At 33.3% G+C, this 18,063-nt stretch carries 21 protein-coding genes and 1 pseudogene; 5 read left to right on the top strand and 17 right to left on the bottom strand.

Translation table 11 applies throughout. The features are described from left to right. Position 1: 1 nt before the first annotated feature. From MKY06_RS08340 to MKY06_RS08310, 7 genes are all read right to left on the bottom strand, one after another. Complete coding sequence (locus MKY06_RS08340; protein ID WP_098526658.1) at positions 2 to 586, bottom strand: TetR/AcrR family transcriptional regulator; 585 nt, start codon at positions 584 to 586, stop codon at positions 2 to 4. A gap of 92 nt (positions 587 to 678) precedes the next feature. After that, the gene (locus MKY06_RS08335; protein WP_098526657.1) at positions 679 to 3,192 is read right to left on the bottom strand and encodes a PEP/pyruvate-binding domain-containing protein; all 2,514 of its coding nucleotides are present in this window, start codon (positions 3,190 to 3,192) and stop codon (positions 679 to 681) included. A 645-nt stretch (positions 3,193 to 3,837) separates the two neighbouring features. Beyond that, positions 3,838 to 4,509: an HAD family hydrolase gene (locus MKY06_RS08330; RefSeq protein WP_098526656.1), complete on the bottom strand. Its 672-nt coding sequence runs from the start codon at positions 4,507 to 4,509 to the stop codon at positions 3,838 to 3,840. 117 nt (positions 4,510 to 4,626) lie between these two features. Further along, positions 4,627 to 4,863: a hypothetical protein gene (locus MKY06_RS08325; protein WP_016763641.1), complete on the bottom strand. Its 237-nt coding sequence runs from the start codon at positions 4,861 to 4,863 to the stop codon at positions 4,627 to 4,629. Between the two features lie 38 nt (positions 4,864 to 4,901). Next, positions 4,902 to 5,117 (bottom strand): DUF6366 family protein, encoded by a 216-nt coding sequence (locus MKY06_RS08320; protein WP_098325678.1) that lies wholly within the window; start codon positions 5,115 to 5,117, stop codon positions 4,902 to 4,904. 291 nt (positions 5,118 to 5,408) lie between these two features. Beyond that, positions 5,409 to 5,777 (bottom strand): DUF5412 family protein, encoded by a 369-nt coding sequence (locus MKY06_RS08315; RefSeq protein WP_140456717.1) that lies wholly within the window; start codon positions 5,775 to 5,777, stop codon positions 5,409 to 5,411. 378 nt (positions 5,778 to 6,155) lie between these two features. Beyond that, a complete protein-coding gene (locus MKY06_RS08310; protein ID WP_172738375.1) occupies positions 6,156 to 6,680 on the bottom strand; it encodes a hypothetical protein in 525 nt (174 codons plus the stop codon). A gap of 773 nt (positions 6,681 to 7,453) precedes the next feature. Here MKY06_RS08310 and MKY06_RS08305 point away from each other — a divergent pair. Beyond that, positions 7,454 to 7,846 carry a bleomycin resistance protein gene (locus MKY06_RS08305; protein WP_025601775.1) on the top strand — a complete coding sequence of 131 codons (393 nt, stop codon included), beginning with the start codon at positions 7,454 to 7,456 and terminating at the stop codon, positions 7,844 to 7,846. A 93-nt stretch (positions 7,847 to 7,939) separates the two neighbouring features. On the opposite strand, the gene MKY06_RS08300 is transcribed toward MKY06_RS08305, so the two are convergent. From MKY06_RS08300 to MKY06_RS08290, 3 genes are all read right to left on the bottom strand, one after another. Further along, on the bottom strand, positions 7,940 to 8,134 hold the full coding sequence (locus tag MKY06_RS08300; protein ID WP_025601776.1) for a DUF6980 family protein: 195 nt from the start codon (positions 8,132 to 8,134) through the stop codon (positions 7,940 to 7,942). A 28-nt stretch (positions 8,135 to 8,162) separates the two neighbouring features. After that, positions 8,163 to 8,504 carry a hypothetical protein gene (locus MKY06_RS08295; RefSeq protein ID WP_289920573.1) on the bottom strand — a complete coding sequence of 114 codons (342 nt, stop codon included), beginning with the start codon at positions 8,502 to 8,504 and terminating at the stop codon, positions 8,163 to 8,165. Positions 8,505 to 8,567: 63 nt separating this feature from the next. After that, the gene (locus MKY06_RS08290) at positions 8,568 to 9,032 is read right to left on the bottom strand and encodes a hypothetical protein (protein WP_340960553.1); all 465 of its coding nucleotides are present in this window, start codon (positions 9,030 to 9,032) and stop codon (positions 8,568 to 8,570) included. Between the two features lie 236 nt (positions 9,033 to 9,268). Here MKY06_RS08290 and MKY06_RS08285 point away from each other — a divergent pair, with 236 nt between their 5' ends. Then, entirely contained in the window at positions 9,269 to 9,463 is a 195-nt protein-coding gene (locus MKY06_RS08285) for a hypothetical protein (protein ID WP_013056341.1), read from the top strand. 121 nt (positions 9,464 to 9,584) lie between these two features. Here MKY06_RS08285 and MKY06_RS08280 read toward each other — a convergent pair whose 3' ends face one another. Beyond that, the gene (locus MKY06_RS08280; protein WP_025601779.1) at positions 9,585 to 10,253 is read right to left on the bottom strand and encodes a type 1 glutamine amidotransferase domain-containing protein; all 669 of its coding nucleotides are present in this window, start codon (positions 10,251 to 10,253) and stop codon (positions 9,585 to 9,587) included. Positions 10,254 to 10,576: 323 nt separating this feature from the next. On the opposite strand from MKY06_RS08280, the gene MKY06_RS08275 reads away from it, so the two are divergent. After that, a complete protein-coding gene (locus MKY06_RS08275) occupies positions 10,577 to 11,158 on the top strand; it encodes a DUF2087 domain-containing protein (RefSeq protein WP_025601882.1) in 582 nt (193 codons plus the stop codon). A gap of 312 nt (positions 11,159 to 11,470) precedes the next feature. Here MKY06_RS08275 and MKY06_RS08270 read toward each other — a convergent pair whose 3' ends face one another. Both MKY06_RS08270 and MKY06_RS08265 read right to left on the bottom strand, forming a co-directional pair. Continuing rightward, positions 11,471 to 11,995, bottom strand: coding sequence for a GNAT family N-acetyltransferase (locus tag MKY06_RS08270; protein ID WP_140457067.1), 525 nt, complete (start codon positions 11,993 to 11,995; stop codon positions 11,471 to 11,473). Positions 11,996 to 12,014: 19 nt separating this feature from the next. Then, on the bottom strand, positions 12,015 to 12,467 hold the full coding sequence (locus MKY06_RS08265) for a MarR family winged helix-turn-helix transcriptional regulator (protein ID WP_029324290.1): 453 nt from the start codon (positions 12,465 to 12,467) through the stop codon (positions 12,015 to 12,017). A 114-nt stretch (positions 12,468 to 12,581) separates the two neighbouring features. Between MKY06_RS08265 and MKY06_RS08260 the strand changes: the two genes are divergently transcribed. Then, a complete protein-coding gene (locus MKY06_RS08260) occupies positions 12,582 to 13,229 on the top strand; it encodes a YczE/YyaS/YitT family protein (RefSeq protein WP_116299052.1) in 648 nt (215 codons plus the stop codon). 96 nt (positions 13,230 to 13,325) lie between these two features. On the opposite strand, the pseudogene MKY06_RS08255 reads toward MKY06_RS08260, so the two are convergent. The 3 genes and pseudogenes from MKY06_RS08255 to MKY06_RS08245 form a co-directional block, all read right to left on the bottom strand. Continuing rightward, positions 13,326 to 14,094, bottom strand: a pseudogene (locus MKY06_RS08255) (methyltransferase domain-containing protein). A 144-nt stretch (positions 14,095 to 14,238) separates the two neighbouring features. Beyond that, complete coding sequence (locus tag MKY06_RS08250) at positions 14,239 to 14,688, bottom strand: GNAT family N-acetyltransferase (protein ID WP_029324286.1); 450 nt, start codon at positions 14,686 to 14,688, stop codon at positions 14,239 to 14,241. A 51-nt stretch (positions 14,689 to 14,739) separates the two neighbouring features. Further along, complete coding sequence (locus MKY06_RS08245; RefSeq protein WP_098287219.1) at positions 14,740 to 15,231, bottom strand: GNAT family N-acetyltransferase; 492 nt, start codon at positions 15,229 to 15,231, stop codon at positions 14,740 to 14,742. A gap of 284 nt (positions 15,232 to 15,515) precedes the next feature. On the opposite strand from MKY06_RS08245, the gene MKY06_RS08240 reads away from it, so the two are divergent. Next, the gene (locus MKY06_RS08240; protein ID WP_289913104.1) at positions 15,516 to 16,262 is read left to right on the top strand and encodes a phosphorylase family protein; all 747 of its coding nucleotides are present in this window, start codon (positions 15,516 to 15,518) and stop codon (positions 16,260 to 16,262) included. A gap of 243 nt (positions 16,263 to 16,505) precedes the next feature. On the opposite strand, the gene MKY06_RS08235 is transcribed toward MKY06_RS08240, so the two are convergent. Beyond that, positions 16,506 to 17,774, bottom strand: a complete 1,269-nt coding sequence (locus MKY06_RS08235) for an MFS transporter (protein ID WP_098287221.1) — start codon at positions 17,772 to 17,774, stop codon at positions 16,506 to 16,508. Positions 17,775 to 18,063: the final 289 nt, after the last annotated feature.

Here is an 18,063-nt window from a genome sequence, read left to right as displayed (position 1 = left end):
TTTAATGGAGAGAAATTCCTTTTATAAACGTTTTTATACTGTTTTTTATCATATTTTGATAATCTGCATGTAAGGCTTTGTCTCCAAAATTTAGTTTATACATAAAATATCCCCAATACGTACTTAGGAAAATCTCCGCTTGTGTACAGCAATCTAATTCTTTGATATATCCTTTCTTTTGCATTTCTTCAAAGTATTCTTTTAGTATTTCTTTCGTATCATTAATTTTTTTTAAAATTTCTTCGTGCGCCTGTGAGAAAATTAAAGGGTCCTTTAAAGCAATTGAAATCATGTCTCGGTTATTATCAAAGTCTTTTAGTAACAGGTAACCGAAATTCGTCAAATCTTTTTCAAGCTCCCATTCAATTGATTTATCAAAAATCTCAAGCGAAAAGCTTGTTGTTTTGACAATAGCTTGAATAATGCCTTCTTTATTGCCAAAGTGGCGAAAAACAGTTAATTCATTAACGCCAGCTTGTTCTGCAATTTCTCTAGTGGTAGTACCTTTATAGCCTTTTTCTTTAAGCAGTTCTATTATAGCTTTTGTTATCTTCTTTTTTGTTTCATCTTTTTTCATGTTAATCATCCTTTATGCTTCCTGAATGTAAGTATTTACTTTCCATTAGGCAGTATATAAAGGAAAAAGAGCTGTTGTCAAATGGAAGCGAAGAGAATTATTTATTCATTTAAAAGCGTGACAATTCCATTCGTACCATCGACCATAACCATATCGCCATCCTTTAGCTTATCCGTACTTATTTTCGTACCAACCACTGCAGGAATTTCATATTCACGTGCAATTATTGCCGAATGAGAAAGAATACCTCCAGCGTCAGTAATAACAGCCCCCGCAGTCTGAAATAAAGTAGTCCAAAGTGGAGTGGTGGTCTTACATACTAAAACATCACCTTTTTCCAGCTTGGAAAATTCCTTCGTATTTGAAATGACTTTTACTTTTCCAGTATATGTTCCCGAGGAAGAGGCTAACCCTTTAATAGAATGTTCGCTGTTAGCGTCATTTTCCTCAATAGCTCCCATATATTTCTCAGCTTCTTTCAGCTGAGCTGGTTCAGGGACGCCGAAGTATTTAGGCAAATTAGACATTTTCTCATGTTCTGCGTGTTCTTTTTTACGTTTCTCAATTAATTCTGTCATGTCTACTGGATTTTCTAAAAGAGACTCTAGCTCATCAAGATATAAGAAGAAAATATCTTCTTTCACTAGAAAAACATGATGATGTACTAGTAAATTACCTAGCTTGAGTAGGAATAAACGGGCTTTTGCATCCAACATTGCATCGATATAAAAATGATGGTCATCTCTTATAACGGATGCATCTAATGCCCAATGATAATATTTTTTAAATTCTTCTTTATGTTGGCTATCCTCTATCTGCATCAACAATTCATTATAGTTCTGTTCACGTTTTTTGACCGTCTGTTTGAAATTCTCATCAAAGTTGTAACCGTCCTTAACATATCCTTGAATAATCGATAATGCGTGAAGAGGATTCTCTAGCCAAGTTTCTCCTACAAAATCGTGACTTACAACGCTTCGATATCCATACTGTTTTAGAAAAGCATCTACTTCAGCCATAAAGCTTTTTGCTGCTTTATTTTCCTCTAATTTCTTTAATAAAGTTTCTGTGCATTCTTCTTGAAAGATCTTAGTAAGTTCCGCATCGCCTTTAACTATTAAAGCAAGTCTAGAAAGCTGTTGATCCGTTTCCAACGATTTGTTCATTTTCCCGGTTAATAGCTCATAAACATCATGTCCGGATTTTTTATTTGTAAGGTTTTTATAGTATTCTTCAACTATAGTATTTAAAGACATTTGAGGCATAACAATGTCAAAATGCAAATCATATGCCGTTTTATAAAAATCAGTCAAACTTTGAAGAATCTCTTTTCCTCTCTGAAGGTTTAGATTTTCCCAGGTAGAGCTATCTAATTTGTCATAGTAAGGTAAAAATTGCTCCTTAATAATTTGATTCATTCGTTTTGTTAAGACTGGATAAATACTTTCCATTAATTCTTTATGTTCTTGGCTTCTCTTATCAGAATCTCCTTTAAAAGGCTCCGTTCTTGTGTAGATATGCCCTTTATACACTTTTAAATTAAGTCTATTAAATATAAAGTTTAACTTTTGAAAACTAGAAGCTGTTCCTTCAGAAAATGCCGGAATAATAAATGAAGCGTACAAAGGACTAACAGCATGAGAAAAACTTGTGTCATTTAAAATCCAAAACTCTTCCATATCCTCGAAATTTAAAGATATATCTTTTTGGAAAGGAGTTAATTCTTTGGCCTCTGTTAACGTGGTAATCGCTCTTGCCTGTAATAGATATACTTGATTGTCTTGAATACCAAACTCTATGTCTACGGGATGTTGGTAAAGAGCTTCTACTTCTTTTGTTATTTCGGCCAATTCAATGATTTTCTCGTCTGTTAAACAAAACTTTTGCTGCTCATCTTCCGTTGTTTCGATTTCTTCAACGCCTTCAACAAGTGGAATTATTTTTACTTCCTTTAGCCCTTTTTCTTTCTCTATCTCAAAGGTTTGTTTATTAACCAGGTAAACATCAGGTGTTACTAAGCCCGATACGATTGCTTCTCCTAGTCCATAGCTGGCATTAATCATCATTTCTTTTGTATTATGAGTGACGGGGTTTTGACTGAATATGACTCCCGATGTTTCGGACTCAATTAACCCTTGAACAACAACTGCCATTGAAACTTCATCAAAATCAGCATACATATTTTGAGTATATTGTTCGACTCTTTCAGTAAAAAATGAGGCCCAGCACGCTTTCACTTTACTCAAAAAATCCTCGGTACTTTTCACATTAAGATAGGTTTCATACTGGCCAGCAAAAGATGCGCCTTCTAAATCTTCAGCACTGGATGATGAACGAACAGCTACTGACGTATAAGAGCACTTTAGGTTTCGAAATGCCTCTACGAGATCCGATTCAATTTCAATAGGAATTTCCCCGTGCAAAATTCTCTCGTGTATATTATCTGTTTGACGATCAATCTCATTCCATTCGATATATCGCTTTAAAGCTTCCGTTTGAATAATAAACCCATCTGGAATCGGTAAATTTTTTCTTTTCATTTTTATAAGGTTTAAAGCTTTTGCTCCAACTTTTTCATTCGCCTCGTCCACCTTTTGAAAACTTAAACTATACATTAAAAATATTCATCCTCCTACAAAACAATTTTAAAATGTAAGTAATTACTTACTTTATATTTATTTTAATTCTTTTAAATTTTTATGGTCAATAAAAAGTGGTAAAACATTTAAAAAATGCATATTTAGTTGTGCTTTATTTTAATTTTACTTAAATAATATTCCTCTTTTTTATTACATTTTTTAACTTTTATTAGTCTTTTTTATTATAAAGTCTAAATAGTTAACCAATTAAAAGGTTAATAAAAGAAATGCAAAAAACCCCATCTAAATTAAGATGGAGGTTTTCCTCTTTTAATAGTTGGGTTAACCATTATCTCCGAGTGCTTACAAGCTTCCACTGGCTGAGTGTCAATTTTATCTTATACCCTCTAATACATAAGTGAGCGCTATCAGATTTACGAATCATATGCGAAGTCATAATCAAAAATCTCCTTTCTCATAGAATTATTTTTAATATAAAACTATTTTGGAAATCTTAACCTAAGCATAGCTCAGTATTGTAAACCATTTATTAATGACAAGAAAAGATTATGTAAACATTTTAAATTGCAAGGGAACCGCTCATTATTTATGTTTCAACTTCAGTAGATTTAGGTCTATAATTGAGACATTAACCATCTATAATGGTTATGTACGAGGATCTTAGATTGACAAGCTACTATTTATGTTAGATACAATAGTTTTTAACTCCTTCAAATCATCTATTACCACATCAGCCTGCGCAAGTTCAGCTTCTTGAGCAAAATCAAAATTGCACCCCACTGCCATTAAACCATTATCCTTTGCAGCATTGATATCAGATAGGCGGTCTCCTACTACTGCAGCGTATTTGATATCGTATTTCTTTATAATCGTTTTGACTAACTCTCCTTTATCGAGAGTTTGGATTTGTTGAATACTAAATGTCTCTGTCACCCAATTATTCAAATCGTAATGGTCTACAATCGCTTCTAAATATTCCCTTAAACCGTTACTTGCTATGTAAATGGAACAATTATTTTCTTTTAAATAGCTAAAGACCTCTTTTACATTGGGATATAAAGCACCCTTCCCTTTTCTTATATTCACCACTAAGCTTTTCAAAAAATAGTCATCCGTATACTTTCTCATTTCATCTGAATGAATAGGTAATAAAGCTTCCCATACTTTTGGTAAAGGTACACCCATAATCTCACGATACTTATCAATAGGAGTGCCAGTATCCCATTGATTGAGTGCACGCAAATGGTTAAAGGTATCATCAAGTGATAATTCTAAAATCTTATCTGTTTGAAACAGCGTTCCATCCATATCAAAAATCAGTGATTGCAACATTAAGTATCTCCCTCTTTCGGCAGTATTAAATATGTATTTATATATAATACCATAAAAAGGAAAACCTGCAGTTGTTAAAAACCATAATGAATGTTCTCAGCACAAAAAAGCACCTAATCATTTATAGGTGCTCTTTTTAACTTTAAATACTTTCTTTGAAATAATAAATGAAAAAGTCGCTGCTATAATAGAACTTAAAAATGGATAATTAAAAGAAAAAATACTGACCGTTGAGCTACTCAAATGCTGTGAAGTCTCAGGTACATATGTAAGTGTAAGAAATAGCCCAGAAACAATTTGAAAAGCAAACAGTAACACTATAAAACTACCAATAAACACTGCATAATTTTTCAAAATAGCGCCTCCAGTACTCTTAATTTATAAACCTGATATTATTTTAAAAATAGTGACGCCACGATAAAACCTATAATCATTACAGTAATAAGTATTCCTAGGCCCTTCCAACCTAAGCTGCCTGCTAAACCAGATAAGTTTCCAGCTTCATTTCTATTAAATGCATCGTTCATATTCCCAGTTGGATTTCTTTTTACCTCTTCGTGTTTTAATCTCTCTCTTCTTCTTTCAGGTGTTTCTTTACCTTCGCTCATTGTCACACCACCATTTTTAGAATATTATAACATATTATGGTTTAAATGTTAATTAAAGGATTAAGACTTAAAGGCCATTGTGATTCTATTCTTGTGTATGATATAAGCTTTTATTTAACCTACGACATGTTAAATAAATAAAAGTAAAAAAGAATTTTCAATGGAAGATCCTTTTTAGGGTTTATTAAACTAATACATTCATTGGCTCTGACAGAATCTTTACTATCAATAATAAAAAACATAAAAGCTCTTCAAAAAGACTTTTATGTTTTTTCGGTTATTTACAATTTTCTATTCATTCTCAGATCTAAAATCAAACGTGTCTTTTTTTACATTTAATACATGGCCACTAATGTTGACCGTATCTTGGTTGATCCACTTTACCGAGGCTTTTTCCTGAGGATAATTCCAATAAATATTTTTAGTTTTATTAAAGGTTTTGTTATTGTATGTAACTTCTCCTCTTATAGCAAAGTCCGTCGTCGCCCCTCCGTTTGACTGATATATTTTCACTGTGTACTTTCCATTTGGGGAAGTACTCTGCGAGATATAATCACCCGAAGGTAAATGCCGAGGGTTAAAAAATAATTGCCATATGGTAAAAGCGATAATTAAGCACCCTGCTACTGCAGCGTAAATGATTATACGTATTTTTTTCAATTCTTACCCCTCGTCTTATTCTGTTGAAAAATGAAACTAACTATAAATAAAATCCCTAACAATATCGTTAAATAGAAGGTTACAGAATCTCCTGAACGATTAAATTCATCTACAATGATGCCTTCTTGAAACAATAAGGCTGCTGCAATTATTAGAAAGAAAAAAGAATTTAAGATTACGTAATTACTTGCTTTGACCTTATTTTTCAAGAAAGTTATATACACAAAATTGCATACTGAAAAAGCTGCGATCAGGTAATAAATAGGCCTTAATAGTGTAAATGATTCCCCAAGCATCAGTATATTCTCCTCTATTACTATTATTTGAAATTTACTAGTCAATATATTTCATTTTGCAAATAAATGATTATTACTCATCTTAATTATTTATTTTTTGAACCAAAATGCCGCCAACTTTATCCTTATCATCTAAAGAAAACTCAATATTGAGTTTATGGTTTTTATCAAAATAACCTATTATTGTGGCTCCGGTATCTTCTCTTTCGTAATAATTTTCTCCGTATACCTTACTGACATCTTGTTTGCTGTCACCAGTATGTATTCCCTTCTCTGTAGCATACTTGTCACTAAGCAAATAATATCTGCTGACTTTATTATCTGCAATTTTAAATTCAGCGTCATACTTTTCTTTACTTTTTCCGTAAATGTAGGTAGTATACGGAGGTTGTTCTGTAACCTCTATAAATTTTGGTTTCTTCTTCAAACCAATTGCTATGTCATATTTAGAACTTCCTATTGATACTGACTTAACGTTTTCTGATTGAAGGTTTGTGCTTTTGGTGCTTGAATAGTATTTTTCTTTAGGTGTAGAAGATGGATCACAGCTAGCTACTAATAGTAAAACGAGTAGAAAAATAAACACAAAATAATTCTTAATGCGCACTGTTAGACTCCTTTATATCGTTTGTTTTTACTCTGGCTCTCAGCACTTTCTAATTTATTAACTATTTTTCTTTTGCATATATAAGTCAATCGAATAGAAAACACTTACTGCAAAGTAATACATGGCAAGTATCGCCAACGTCTCATAAACAGATTCCCCAGCGCTATTTTTCATAATCGAAAAAACAGTACGAACTACAAAGAAAACGATAGGATAGATTATAAATAGAAAATTAAACTTACGATTGATCATAATAAATAATTCCTTTATTTGGATATTTATGATTATTATAACATATAATTCTCTCTTTTATTTCTCTACATATTCAAAAATTTTTTCGTTTACATAACACCGTTTATCAACAGGACTAAATCAAAAAAAAATCTTATCAGTAGGTCTTATTTTGATTATCTATTCTTTTTGACTTCTTATCTACGATGAATTTTAAATGGCTAATAAAAATTAACAAGCCACAGATAACCATTAACCAGCGCGTAATCCCTTGTTGTATAGGAGCAAAAAGGTTTAATAAAGCTATTCCCAATCCTGATAACATAGCTAGATAACGTAAGATCAAGCCTAATCCCCCACTTCGGTATTTTATATCTATAATACTATGGCTTTAAACTACTATGAATATCGTATACACCTTTTGTCAACGTAAAAGAAATTCTGGCTTTACTTCTACATAACAAAGAAGAAGGCGTATACAGCTTATATCTATACGGCATTATTAAAACAAACAGCAACCCTGTAAATAAAGGAGCAATTACATGAAATTTAATAAGTTAATACCAGAACTATCAGTAAAAGATATTCACAAATCAAAAAAGTTTTATTTAGAGATACTTGGATTTAAACTTAACTATGAACGTACAGAGGACCAATTTGCATTTATTTCACTAAACGGAGCACAAATGATGATTGAGCAATGTAATGGTCATTGGGAAACTGCTGAACTTGAATACCCATATGGCCGAGGGATTAATTTTCAAATTGAAGTAGAAAATATAGAGGTTATTTTACAAAACTTAAAGAACCATAATATTTCACTTTTTAGAGACACTATGATAAATAACTATAGTGGCTTTACTCAGAAAGAATTTATAGTTCAAGACCCAGATGGCTACTTGCTAAGGTTTTCTCAGGCTTATTCAATACAATAGTAAAACTGTTTTGATTTATGTTCGTGATTTTATCCCCCTATTCCAAGAGTGAAGAGGATCTCTTAAGCAAAAGATACCTCTTCATTTCTTAATTCATAGCTTTGCACCACACCATGGACAAAATGAAATTCCAATAATGGATGAACCACCATCATGGATAATTAAACCGTATTCCTTATTTGTTTTATCAAATAAGATAAGATTATCTGGACAATCAAACGGATCACTATGAATATCACACGTAAAGTTCGCATGATAATTCATATAATCGCAGCAATGCTTTTTCATTCGTTTTCTCCTTACTATATCGTCATTATTACTCTTCTCGGTAAGCTGAACAGTGTTCATTAGAAATACGATAATTTTCCTTACCGGTTGGAGCCGCTACCTCAACTAATTTATGTCCTAACCGGTCCCACACCGCTACTGTATGCAAAGATACCCATTTCAGATCTCCTCTAGCAAGACGAAAAGAATCATACCAGTTTTCAGTCGTTACTAATAGATTTCTATAAGAAAGTTCCTTTTTCCTTAAGTGTTTGATTTCCAGCATAAAATCTAACATATTTTCTTCCTTAGGCACTTGAATAATTCGCGCTATAAATGTTCCGTTAGGTTTTTTTTTCGTTTTATAAACTTTTTCACTTTCTATTTCCAGCGCTGGTCATCCCCTCATCTTATTTCCCCCTGTGTACTAACACATAATCTCTATGCTAAAAGGTTATAGTTGTTTCAGTATTTCTTCTATCTTCTCTTCAATATCAGCGTCTAAATAATTTTTTGACAAATCATACAAAGTGCCTGACCCTTTAAAATACCCACCAAAGTAATACCACAACTCGATGTAATAAACGTATGCATCTTCTTCATCTGTAAATCCATCAAAGTTTATTGCAATCTGGGAACGATATTCTTTTTCTAAACACTGCTTCGAACTTAGATTTGGCAGTTGGTCGCCATCAATATCTCGGCACACCCATATTTTTAAGTTCTGCTTACCATCACGTTCAAATTTACTTCTATATTTGTGCTGAAGACTTTTGCAGTATGCCTCTCCTACTTCTTCCAACTTCACTATATCTCTTTTTAAAGTCTCATTTATTTCACTCTCAGGGACTAAAATGTATTTGTCATCTGCTTCCTGATCCTGTTTATCCATAAATAGCTTTTTCAATTTATCAAACAAGCTTTTCCCACCTATCTAAAAAAAGAATATAAGCATGTTAAATTCGACTAAAGGAATCTCATTTCCTTCTCTGAACTGCGTTTAGTCGCCATAACTAATATAATATCAGCTACTTCCTTACAAGTAGATTCTTTTCCTGTAGTGCTGATTTTCTGACATACTTGTAATTCGATATTTTTTACAGTGAGCACATATGTTAAAGTGTAAAGTAGTGAAGCGAAAGGAGTAACGACAACATGGCTCAACGAATCGTCAATATGTTTTTATCTGTTCTAGCTGCTTATGGAACGTTAATTCTAACGAAACACATGAGTATTGCAGATAATATCTTTGTGACACAGATTGTTCGTCTGATCATTTGTATTGTGGCTGTTATCATTGTGACAGGAATTACTACATACATTTTCAGAAATAAATCTTCTAATAAATAAAAGGGCAGCTATTTAGATAGCCGCCCTTTTTGTTTTCCTTAATTCTCATTTTATTTCACCCTAAAGAAATGGGGATGTCTCAAACACTCATGAGACATCCCCATTAAGGTTATACATACTTTTACGCGTTTAAAGCACGTACAAATTCTTTTGCGAGGCTGATTGTAGACTGTGGATTTTGTCCTGTTAAAAGCTTTCCATCTACTTCAATATGATCGCTCCAATTATCTTTTGCAATAAACTCAGCGCCTAGCTCACGAAGCTTTGTTTCAAGAAGAAACGGCATGTATTTATCTAACGTTGTATCTTTCTCTTCTGAATCAGTAAACGATGTAATACGTTTTCCTTTTACAATCGGCTCACCGTTTTTAAGCTTTCCGCCTACAAGAGCTGCCGGTCCGTGGCATACCGCTGCAATTAGCTTGTCGTCTTCAGCAAATTCTGTTAGCAAACGATGTAAGTGCGTATCGTCTGGAAAGTCAAACATTGTTCCGTGCCCTCCAGGTACAAACATACCTGCAAATTCTTGTGAACTTATATCAGCTAATGATTTTGTATTCTCTAAAAGCTTTCCTGCTTCTTTGTCTTCGTCCGTTACATCATCTGTTAAGCTGTTAGGATCCACAGGCGATGTTCCGCCTTTTGGACTTGCTACGACTACTTCGTATCCTTCTTTTTTAAATTCTAAATATGCTTCAGAAAATTCCGTAAGCCAAATACCAGCAAGCTCTCCGTTTTCCATTGTATGTCCATTTGTAACAACCATTAAAATTTTTGAATTTCCTGTCATGATTTACTCATTCCTTTTTCATTTATTATTTACATACATGTATCTTTAATAATTCATTTATCTCTTTGAATATGTTCTCCGGTATTATTTGATGAAAACATGGTAACTTTTTCTTAATAGTAAAAAGAACAGGTAAAAATAATGGTTAAATTATACGAAGAAATAGGTGCTTTTTTATAGTTTAAAGATTATACAGGGCAGATTTTTTATATACAGTGTGACAATTCTTCACTTTAAATATTTTCATTTTTTTGACATATACATCTAATTCGATTAATATCTAATTAGATGTATATCGAATTAAAGGAAGAAGGTAGTAACCTATGCAATTAGATAAGTTGGTGAATTATCATAAAGCCGTTGGTGATCCTACTAGGATTAGAATTGTTTCACTATTAAAAAAAGGGCCTCTTCACGGGCAAGCAATTGCTTATAAGCTGGGGTTACAGCCTTCAACTATTACTCATCACATTTCAAAACTAAGAAATGTAGGAATTATTTATCAAAGAAGACAAGGGAATATTATTTATTTTTATCTAGACCTTGAAAGACTTGAATATAACTCGAAGGCTATTTTGAGTATTGGAGAGGATTCGATGGAAAATCAAGAAAACCATTTACAGGATAAAGACAAATTATCTATTGTTAAAAACTTTATAAATAGTGACGGTACTTTAAAAATCATTCCAAGTCAAAGAAAGAAAAAGAACGTGATATTAGCCTATTTAATACGTGATTTACAGCACGGAAAAACGTATCAAGAAAAAGAATTAAATGAACATATTAAAAAATATCATGAAGATTATGCGACGATTCGCAGGGAGTTAATTATGCAGCATTTTATGTATAGGCAAAATGGAGAATACGAGTTAAATCCGAAAGAGATGTGGCCCGTTATCTTTTAAAATGGACGTAAAAACGTTCATTTTTTAAGCTTTCTAATTCGATATGTATCTAATTAACATGTGTTATTTCAAATAGAATTAAAGTAAAAATGTAATTTCCAAAATGAAAAAAAGCCAATGTTTTGGTAAGCATGTGACATTAATTTCATTCTCCTATGTGCTGGCACAGCAGCCATATTAGTTTGCTTACTGCTTACCCTAAAAGCATCTGCTTTGAAAAAATTCATAAAACCTCTGTATGCAATAAGGATTATCCCCTACCAGTTAAATTAGTGAATAATCCTTATCATACTTTATTTATCTTTTAAAAAACTATAAAAGTGTTTTAACCATAATAAAGTCTATTTGTTCTTCGTCTCCCATATAAAACGAGTGAGATCCAGTTTGAACAAATCCCTGTTTCTTGTAAAAAGCAATCGCATTTTTATTTTTTTCCCACACGCCTAACCAAATTTTCTTTTTATTAAGTGTCGTTGCTATCTCTACTGCTTTATTAAATAAATGTTTACCAAGCCCTCGTTTTTGAAAGCTGTTACCTATATAAATTCTTTCAATTTCAAGCGCTTCTTCCCCCATCTCTTCAGATTGAGCATCATCCGTATTAACCTTTAAATAACCTGCAATTTCATGATTAACATACATAAAAAAGAATTGCGAGGACGTATTTGATAGTTCTTTTTCTAACTGTTCGACTGTAAATGCTTTTTCTAAATAAGCTTTCATGTTTTCAGGTGAATTTTGATCTTTAAACGTTTCATTAAATGTTTTGCAGCTAATATTTTGAAGGTGATTTACATCTTCAAGAGTACATTTTTTTATATCCATCATCACTGACATGCGCCTCTCCTTTATATCATCAATAATTTCTCTTGTTTCCTTTTTTGACATACTCCCAATCTGTTTCTATATTTTTTCTTACTCTTTGAACCAGCTTAAGAATGGTATCTGCTTCTTCCTGGGTAAAACCTTCTAATGCCACTTTATCCGAATAATCATTTTCTCTTTTTATAAACGGATATACGTTCTTCCCTTTTTCAGTGGGAAAAAGGTTTTTATTTTTTTTATTGTGGAGATCGTCTTTCTTCTCAATAAAACCATTCATTTCAAGCTTTTTTATAGCCCGAGCCGCTGTTGTTCGATCTACTTTTATCATCTCAGCTAACTTTTCTTGAATGATTCCGGGATTTTCACATATTCGCACTAAATACAAATACTGCCCCTTAGTCAGGTCATACTCTTTAAATTCTATATTACTAATCGAATCCAATGCTCTTGCTATCATTCCAATTTCACGCAGAATTTCACTCATAAATATCTCCTTTGTACATATTTTTGTTGCAAATACAATAAAAATAATATAAATTTAATGTACCTCAAAATAGTTGCATTTGCAACAAAAAAATGAGTAAAGGGGCTGATTACAGTGAAATATGCTGTTTATGTAGGAGGAATTTTACTATTAACTCTGGGAATTGCTTTGACGATCCAATCCAACCTAGGAGCTTCACCTTTTGATGCGCTTTTAGTTGGACTATCCCTAAACGTAGGTCTTAGCGTTGGAAGCTGGGAAATTATACTTGCCTGTGTTTTAATTTGTGGTAATGCCCTTTTAAGCAAACAAAAGCCGGAAGTACTGGGACTGTTAACAGCATTCATAACGGGTCTTGGTATTGATTTATGGCTTTTTTTATTACAGAATTGGGCTCCCTTTGAAATGTGGTACAGCAAATTATGTTGTTTTGGAATTGGCTTAATCATTATAGGTGTGGGAACCTCAGCCTATTTACATACAAATTTTGCACCCATTCCAATTGACCGCTTAACTTTAATCATACAAAAACTAACTAAAACAAATTTATTTCTTTCAAGAACATTTATTTACCTCACATTCTTACTAGCTGCAATGCTTTTAAACGGACCGATTGGTGTTGGAACGTTATTAACCGTGTTTTTAGGCGGTATGCTGCTTAATTTCTTTATGCCTATTACTCAAAAAGCAGTAAATTTCATATTACCAACATCTCATACATCAAAAAATCATATTAAAGATCATAAACGTTCCATTACATAACTAATTCTGTCTATATCATGATTTTTATGTACAATAATTATTGATACACAAAAAGCGGACCTCCAGTTAGAGATCCGCCTCCTGTGTGTGATCACCCTATTTTTTTGCCTCTGCTTTAATAATAAAACGATGCTGTTTTACGTCGAAAAAACCTTGAGACTGTATAATTTGATGGATATTATACAATCCGCCAATATGTGTTTCTATATCAAAATTAGGAACTTGCCAAGGAATTGCTTTTAGATAAAAAACTAGCGCCCCAATATCATAAAATCTCTGCACAGGAAACTCTTCTTTGTAAAAGACGATGTTAAAAGCACTTTGTTTAAGCTCTTCTATTGCTTTCTTTAAATTCCATTTGGAAAACTCTTTATTTATTGGAGCCCCTATACATTCATTGATTCGTGAACAGTCTAACCCGCCTACTTGCTGAGTGAAGAACGTGCCTTGGGTTGATAAAATTCGGTGTACTTCCGAAGCACAAAAAGATTCGTGCTGGTTCAAAATCAAATCAAATGTATCATCTTTAAACGGTAAATTTTCGTCTTCAGTTCGTTCAACATCTTTGACACCAAGCGGTTCTAAACGTTTTTTAGCGATTGGAACGTTAGGTTTATATCCTTCTGTAGCATACATAACGTGAGGAAAAGGCTGTAACAACGATAAAAATTCTCCTCCTCCTGTTCGTTCCCATATCTAAAGCGGCATTAGAGTCTTGAATAAGACGAAAAGCTTCACTTCCGTATGACCACGAAAGCATGTCGCTATCCATACGACCAGTACGAGTAATAATAGAAAAATCCCATCCAGTAAAATCAACATTTGTATTGTTTACAGCGTTTAAAAAATGTTTGTCCGTTATCATATTAAACTCCTCCTTTTTATAGCTAGCATTAATCATCTATCCTAAACTAGTAAAAGGCGGACCACGGACATATAGACAGCGTTGTTATGTTTCATGTGCTAACGTATTCACACTAAGCGCTCCTTTATTAAAATTACGTATGCTTCATTTGTTTGTCCATTCATATGTAATATCGGGTAGTTTCTCTTCGTTTTCACATCCTCTTTTTATAATACTGAAGCCGTGTTTCTCGTAAAACCTCTGGGCATTTTTATTTCGTTCAAATGTACTTAATATTAATTTTCCATTTGATTCTGTCTTGGCTCTTTCGAGTAAACGCTGTCCGATTCCTCCTCCTTGATAATCTACATGAACGTACAGTTGGCTAATTTCGTCAGCATGATAAGCAATCATTCCTACTATTTGTTCATCCATTAACGCTAATTCAATTTTATAGTGTGCTGACAATATATGATTTAAAAAATAGACATGACGGTCAAAACTGTGCATTTCCTTTTGTTCAATAGCTTTTTCTTTACTATCTCTCCACATTTTTACCGTTTGCTCAGCAAATTGAGGATGATAGTGAACAATATCAACATTAAAATGGGCCATACATTTTCCCCTTATCTGTCATTATGCTATACGTATTCTTAATAACGATGTCTAGATATTCCCTTCATGTGGTTGAAGCCTGTCGACATCTTGTTTTAATAAAGAATACATGTACAAATCATCAAATTTTCCACACGTAAATTCATAGCTTCTTAATAGACCTTCTTTTATAAAGCCATTCTTTTTTATTAATTTTTGTGAAGCAGCATTAGCAATCCCATTCCCCCAGTAATCTTTGCTTAGCTCATATCCAATTTCTGCACGGCAATGGTTATGAACTCTATTAAGAAACCCGCAGCTGCCAATAATGTCGTCTTGTTCTTTAAGAGTAATACCCCATCTTATTCCAGATTTTTCGTTTAAGATCGATTTATACCACGCAATCTCATTTGAAGCATCCTCAACCGTTGTAAAAGGCTCTAGACCGTAGTGTTTCATTACTTCTTTATCGGATAGGTATTTTAAAATATTGCCTGCGTCTTCTGCTACAATTTCCCTTAGGATAAGCCTTTTTGTTTTAATTATGGGAAAATAATTTGACACCTGTACCTTCCCTCCTCTTATTCATTCATTAACTAAACGGAGCTTTTCTCACAGCTTTATCTAATTTAAATAAGCGTTAGTAAGGAATTTCTTTTATTATTGGTGAATTCCTTTTTTAGTCATAAATATTTGTCAAAAACAAGAAAAAAAGCACACATAACTTCATTTCCAAATCAGAACCGTCATTTATTTTGTGTTGTTCGTTTTAAAAATTAAAGGAATAAAAGCTAGTAATGAAGAATTCTTCTCCAACTAGTCTAAATGAAAAGAATAAGGAGAACGATATGAAACTATATGGCGATTTTGAAAAAAAAGATTGGCTAAACGTATTAAAGCTATCAGAAAAAGAGCTGCCTAATGCATTTATTATTCATGGTGAGTGGGAATTCCAAGATAATATAAATTTATGGAAAGAGATCTTATCTACTGATATTCATACGCCTAAATGGAACACGGTAATAGGTAAGTTCAATAACAGAAATATAGGATTTGCGAATGTATACGGCAGTCCGATGGCGTCAAACATTGTACATCAATTTGCTGGCAGCGGAACCGACTTATTTATTCAAACGGGATATTTTGGAAGTTTATCTTCTACTATACAATATGGCGATATTTTAATTGTATCTGCAGCAAAAATGCAAGATGGCGTATCACACTGGTATTTACCAGAACAAACGCTTGTAGAAGCTAACAAAGAGTTAGTGGAAGCCGCCTGTAGGTATTGTGAACAAAAAGGCTACAGCTATATAAAAGGACATGTGGTCAGTATGGGTGCCATGCGGATCGAGACGCATGACATGGTAAAAGAATGGTCGCTTGCAGATTTTCTCGGGGTGGATATGGAAACAGCTACCACTTTAGCCATTGCTCATAAATTCAACAAGCGCGCTGTCGGCTTATTAAATTTATCAGATCTCCTTCTTCACGGTGATACTGTTTATTCGTATACAAAGGACAGAGAGTTAATAGAAAGTGAAACTGATAAAGCAATTCGCGATGTGGCTCTTTATTTAAGTAGTAAATTCTAATAGCGTGCTGTCTTATAAAAATTTTTGTATTACTGATATGAGTAAAATCTATTTGGAGTAGAATGCTCAGTTATACTATTCTTTTTAGAAGTATAGCTCTATATGACTCTAAAAAATGGGATAGACTAAAAAAGATAACCACTTATAAAAGCGATTATCTTCTGCCTGCTTGAAAGTATAAAAATGAACCTTATAATAAAGATACGAATTTTTCTGCACTGTAAATGAGACAGTCATTGTGAATTAAGAAGCATTCAGCACGCTCTGCTCCTTTTTTCCTTTTTCTTTAATTAGTAAGACACCTAACAACCCCATCATTGAAAACAAAATGGGAATCATAAAAGCATAATGATACCCGATGTGCAGCGAGCGTTCGGGAAATAAATCCAGAACATTTCCGAAAATACTAGGTAATAATACGGCGCTTAAAAAGCCTCCCATATTGGCAAAGCCTGATACAACCCCTACTTCTTTTACGGAGAAGGATTGACGTACTATGGCAAATGTCAAAGCGCTTGCGCCGTTTCCAAAGCCGATGATAAAAAGCAAAATAACGACTAGCATGAATGAAGGTTTCACGCCGGATAGTAATAATCCAGTCCAGCTAAGCACCACAATAAGGTGAATAAGTGAATAGATTTTTTTAATGGAATTTAACCTGCTTGTTATCCAGCTGATTAAAGGGCCACCAATCATAGCGCCAAACAGACCATACATAATAAGCTGACTTGCATCAGCGCGGGATAAATGGAACACATTCATTCCATAAGGAACTCCCCAAGAACCAATAAAACCGATATATGTACCGACTACGCCAAAATGACAAAGAAATGTTGCCCAGGCTTGGCGAGTCGTCATCACTCTCCTTAGGATCCCCCATACGCTTTCCGGAGTCTTAACAGAGGATTTATTTGCTTTAGCATCCTCTTGAAATAATCGTTTAGGTTTTATCACTAAAACGACATAAAGCAGGTAGGATACCGCCATTAAAACTAGACCTATGCTAAGAAAAGGAACTCTCCAGCCTGAAAATGAAATCCACATAGACAAAGGCACGGTAGCTGATAATGAACCTACACTTCCTACCAGCCCAATTAAACCTAATAGCTTTACAAACTCATTTCCCTTAAACCACTGACTTAAAATTAACACTAAATTGACAAAAATCATTGAGTCTCCCGTACCGACTAGTAAACGAGAGAAAATTAACACATATTCGTTAGGAGCCGTGCTGTAGATAAGACTTCCTATTCCAGTTAAAAGCGACCCTATAATCAAAAATCGATTGGGACCGTATCGGTCAGAAAGTAAACCAATAGGAATCTGAAGGCCTGCATATGCTAAAAATTGTATACTAGTCATTAACCCTATCACAGATGCTGAAACGTGAAAATCTTTCATTAACTGTTCTGTAATAAGTCCAGGGGCTGTTCGTTGACTGACAATCAAATAATATGCTAATAAAGCGGTTCCAAAAACAACCCATCTGTAACTACTTTCCTGTTTGTTCATTTTGACAGATCCTCTCATGTATAATTTTTTCTGCGTAGAAATGCTGGTATAAAACGTTTAAGAGATGAAGATATTGATAGAATGAAGGTCTGTTTGATAAATAAGGCGCTATTGCGGCCAGATCTTCTTTTTATCCTTGTTTTTCCTTTCTATCATAATTTTAAGTTTTTAAACGTTATTTTTCAATGAGGGATGTAATCTTGTATACCTTTTGCAATTTTATTTTCACTATTAGGCATCCGAGTTAGAGTCGTTCTCGCCATTTTTCGGGTGTAAAAAACCTTAATAA

Origin of the sequence: Priestia sp. FSL P4-0332 (genome assembly GCF_038005845.1) — a bacterium.
GTDB lineage: Bacteria > Bacillota > Bacilli > Bacillales > Bacillaceae_H > Priestia.
Note: the sequence above shows the minus strand (reverse complement) of the source record. Positions and strands in the feature narration are given on the sequence as shown.

Bases quoted from the DNA above. Each gene is read 5' to 3' on its own strand.
- MKY06_RS08320 (WP_098325678.1), bottom strand. From the start codon at position 5,117: ATGAGCGAAGGTAAAGAAACACCTGAAAGAAGAAGAGAGAGATTAAAA.
- MKY06_RS08300 (WP_025601776.1), bottom strand. From the start codon at position 8,134: ATGAAAAAGCATTGCTGCGATTATATGAATTATCATGCGAACTTTACG.
- MKY06_RS08270 (WP_140457067.1), bottom strand. From the start codon at position 11,995: ATGTCAGTGATGATGGATATAAAAAAATGTACTCTTGAAGATGTAAAT.
- MKY06_RS08280 (WP_025601779.1), bottom strand. From the start codon at position 10,253: ATGACAGGAAATTCAAAAATTTTAATGGTTGTTACAAATGGACATACA.
- MKY06_RS08250 (WP_029324286.1), bottom strand. From the start codon at position 14,688: ATGGCCCATTTTAATGTTGATATTGTTCACTATCATCCTCAATTTGCT.
- MKY06_RS08275 (WP_025601882.1), top strand. From the start codon at position 10,577: ATGCAATTAGATAAGTTGGTGAATTATCATAAAGCCGTTGGTGATCCT.
- MKY06_RS08330 (WP_098526656.1), bottom strand. From the start codon at position 4,509: ATGTTGCAATCACTGATTTTTGATATGGATGGAACGCTGTTTCAAACA.
- MKY06_RS08305 (WP_025601775.1), top strand. From the start codon at position 7,454: ATGAAATTTAATAAGTTAATACCAGAACTATCAGTAAAAGATATTCAC.
- MKY06_RS08285 (WP_013056341.1), top strand. From the start codon at position 9,269: ATGGCTCAACGAATCGTCAATATGTTTTTATCTGTTCTAGCTGCTTAT.
- MKY06_RS08235 (WP_098287221.1), bottom strand. From the start codon at position 17,774: ATGAACAAACAGGAAAGTAGTTACAGATGGGTTGTTTTTGGAACCGCT.
- MKY06_RS08335 (WP_098526657.1), bottom strand. From the start codon at position 3,192: ATGTATAGTTTAAGTTTTCAAAAGGTGGACGAGGCGAATGAAAAAGTT.
- MKY06_RS08265 (WP_029324290.1), bottom strand. From the start codon at position 12,467: ATGAGTGAAATTCTGCGTGAAATTGGAATGATAGCAAGAGCATTGGAT.
- MKY06_RS08340 (WP_098526658.1), bottom strand. From the start codon at position 586: ATGATTAACATGAAAAAAGATGAAACAAAAAAGAAGATAACAAAAGCT.
- MKY06_RS08240 (WP_289913104.1), top strand. From the start codon at position 15,516: ATGAAACTATATGGCGATTTTGAAAAAAAAGATTGGCTAAACGTATTA.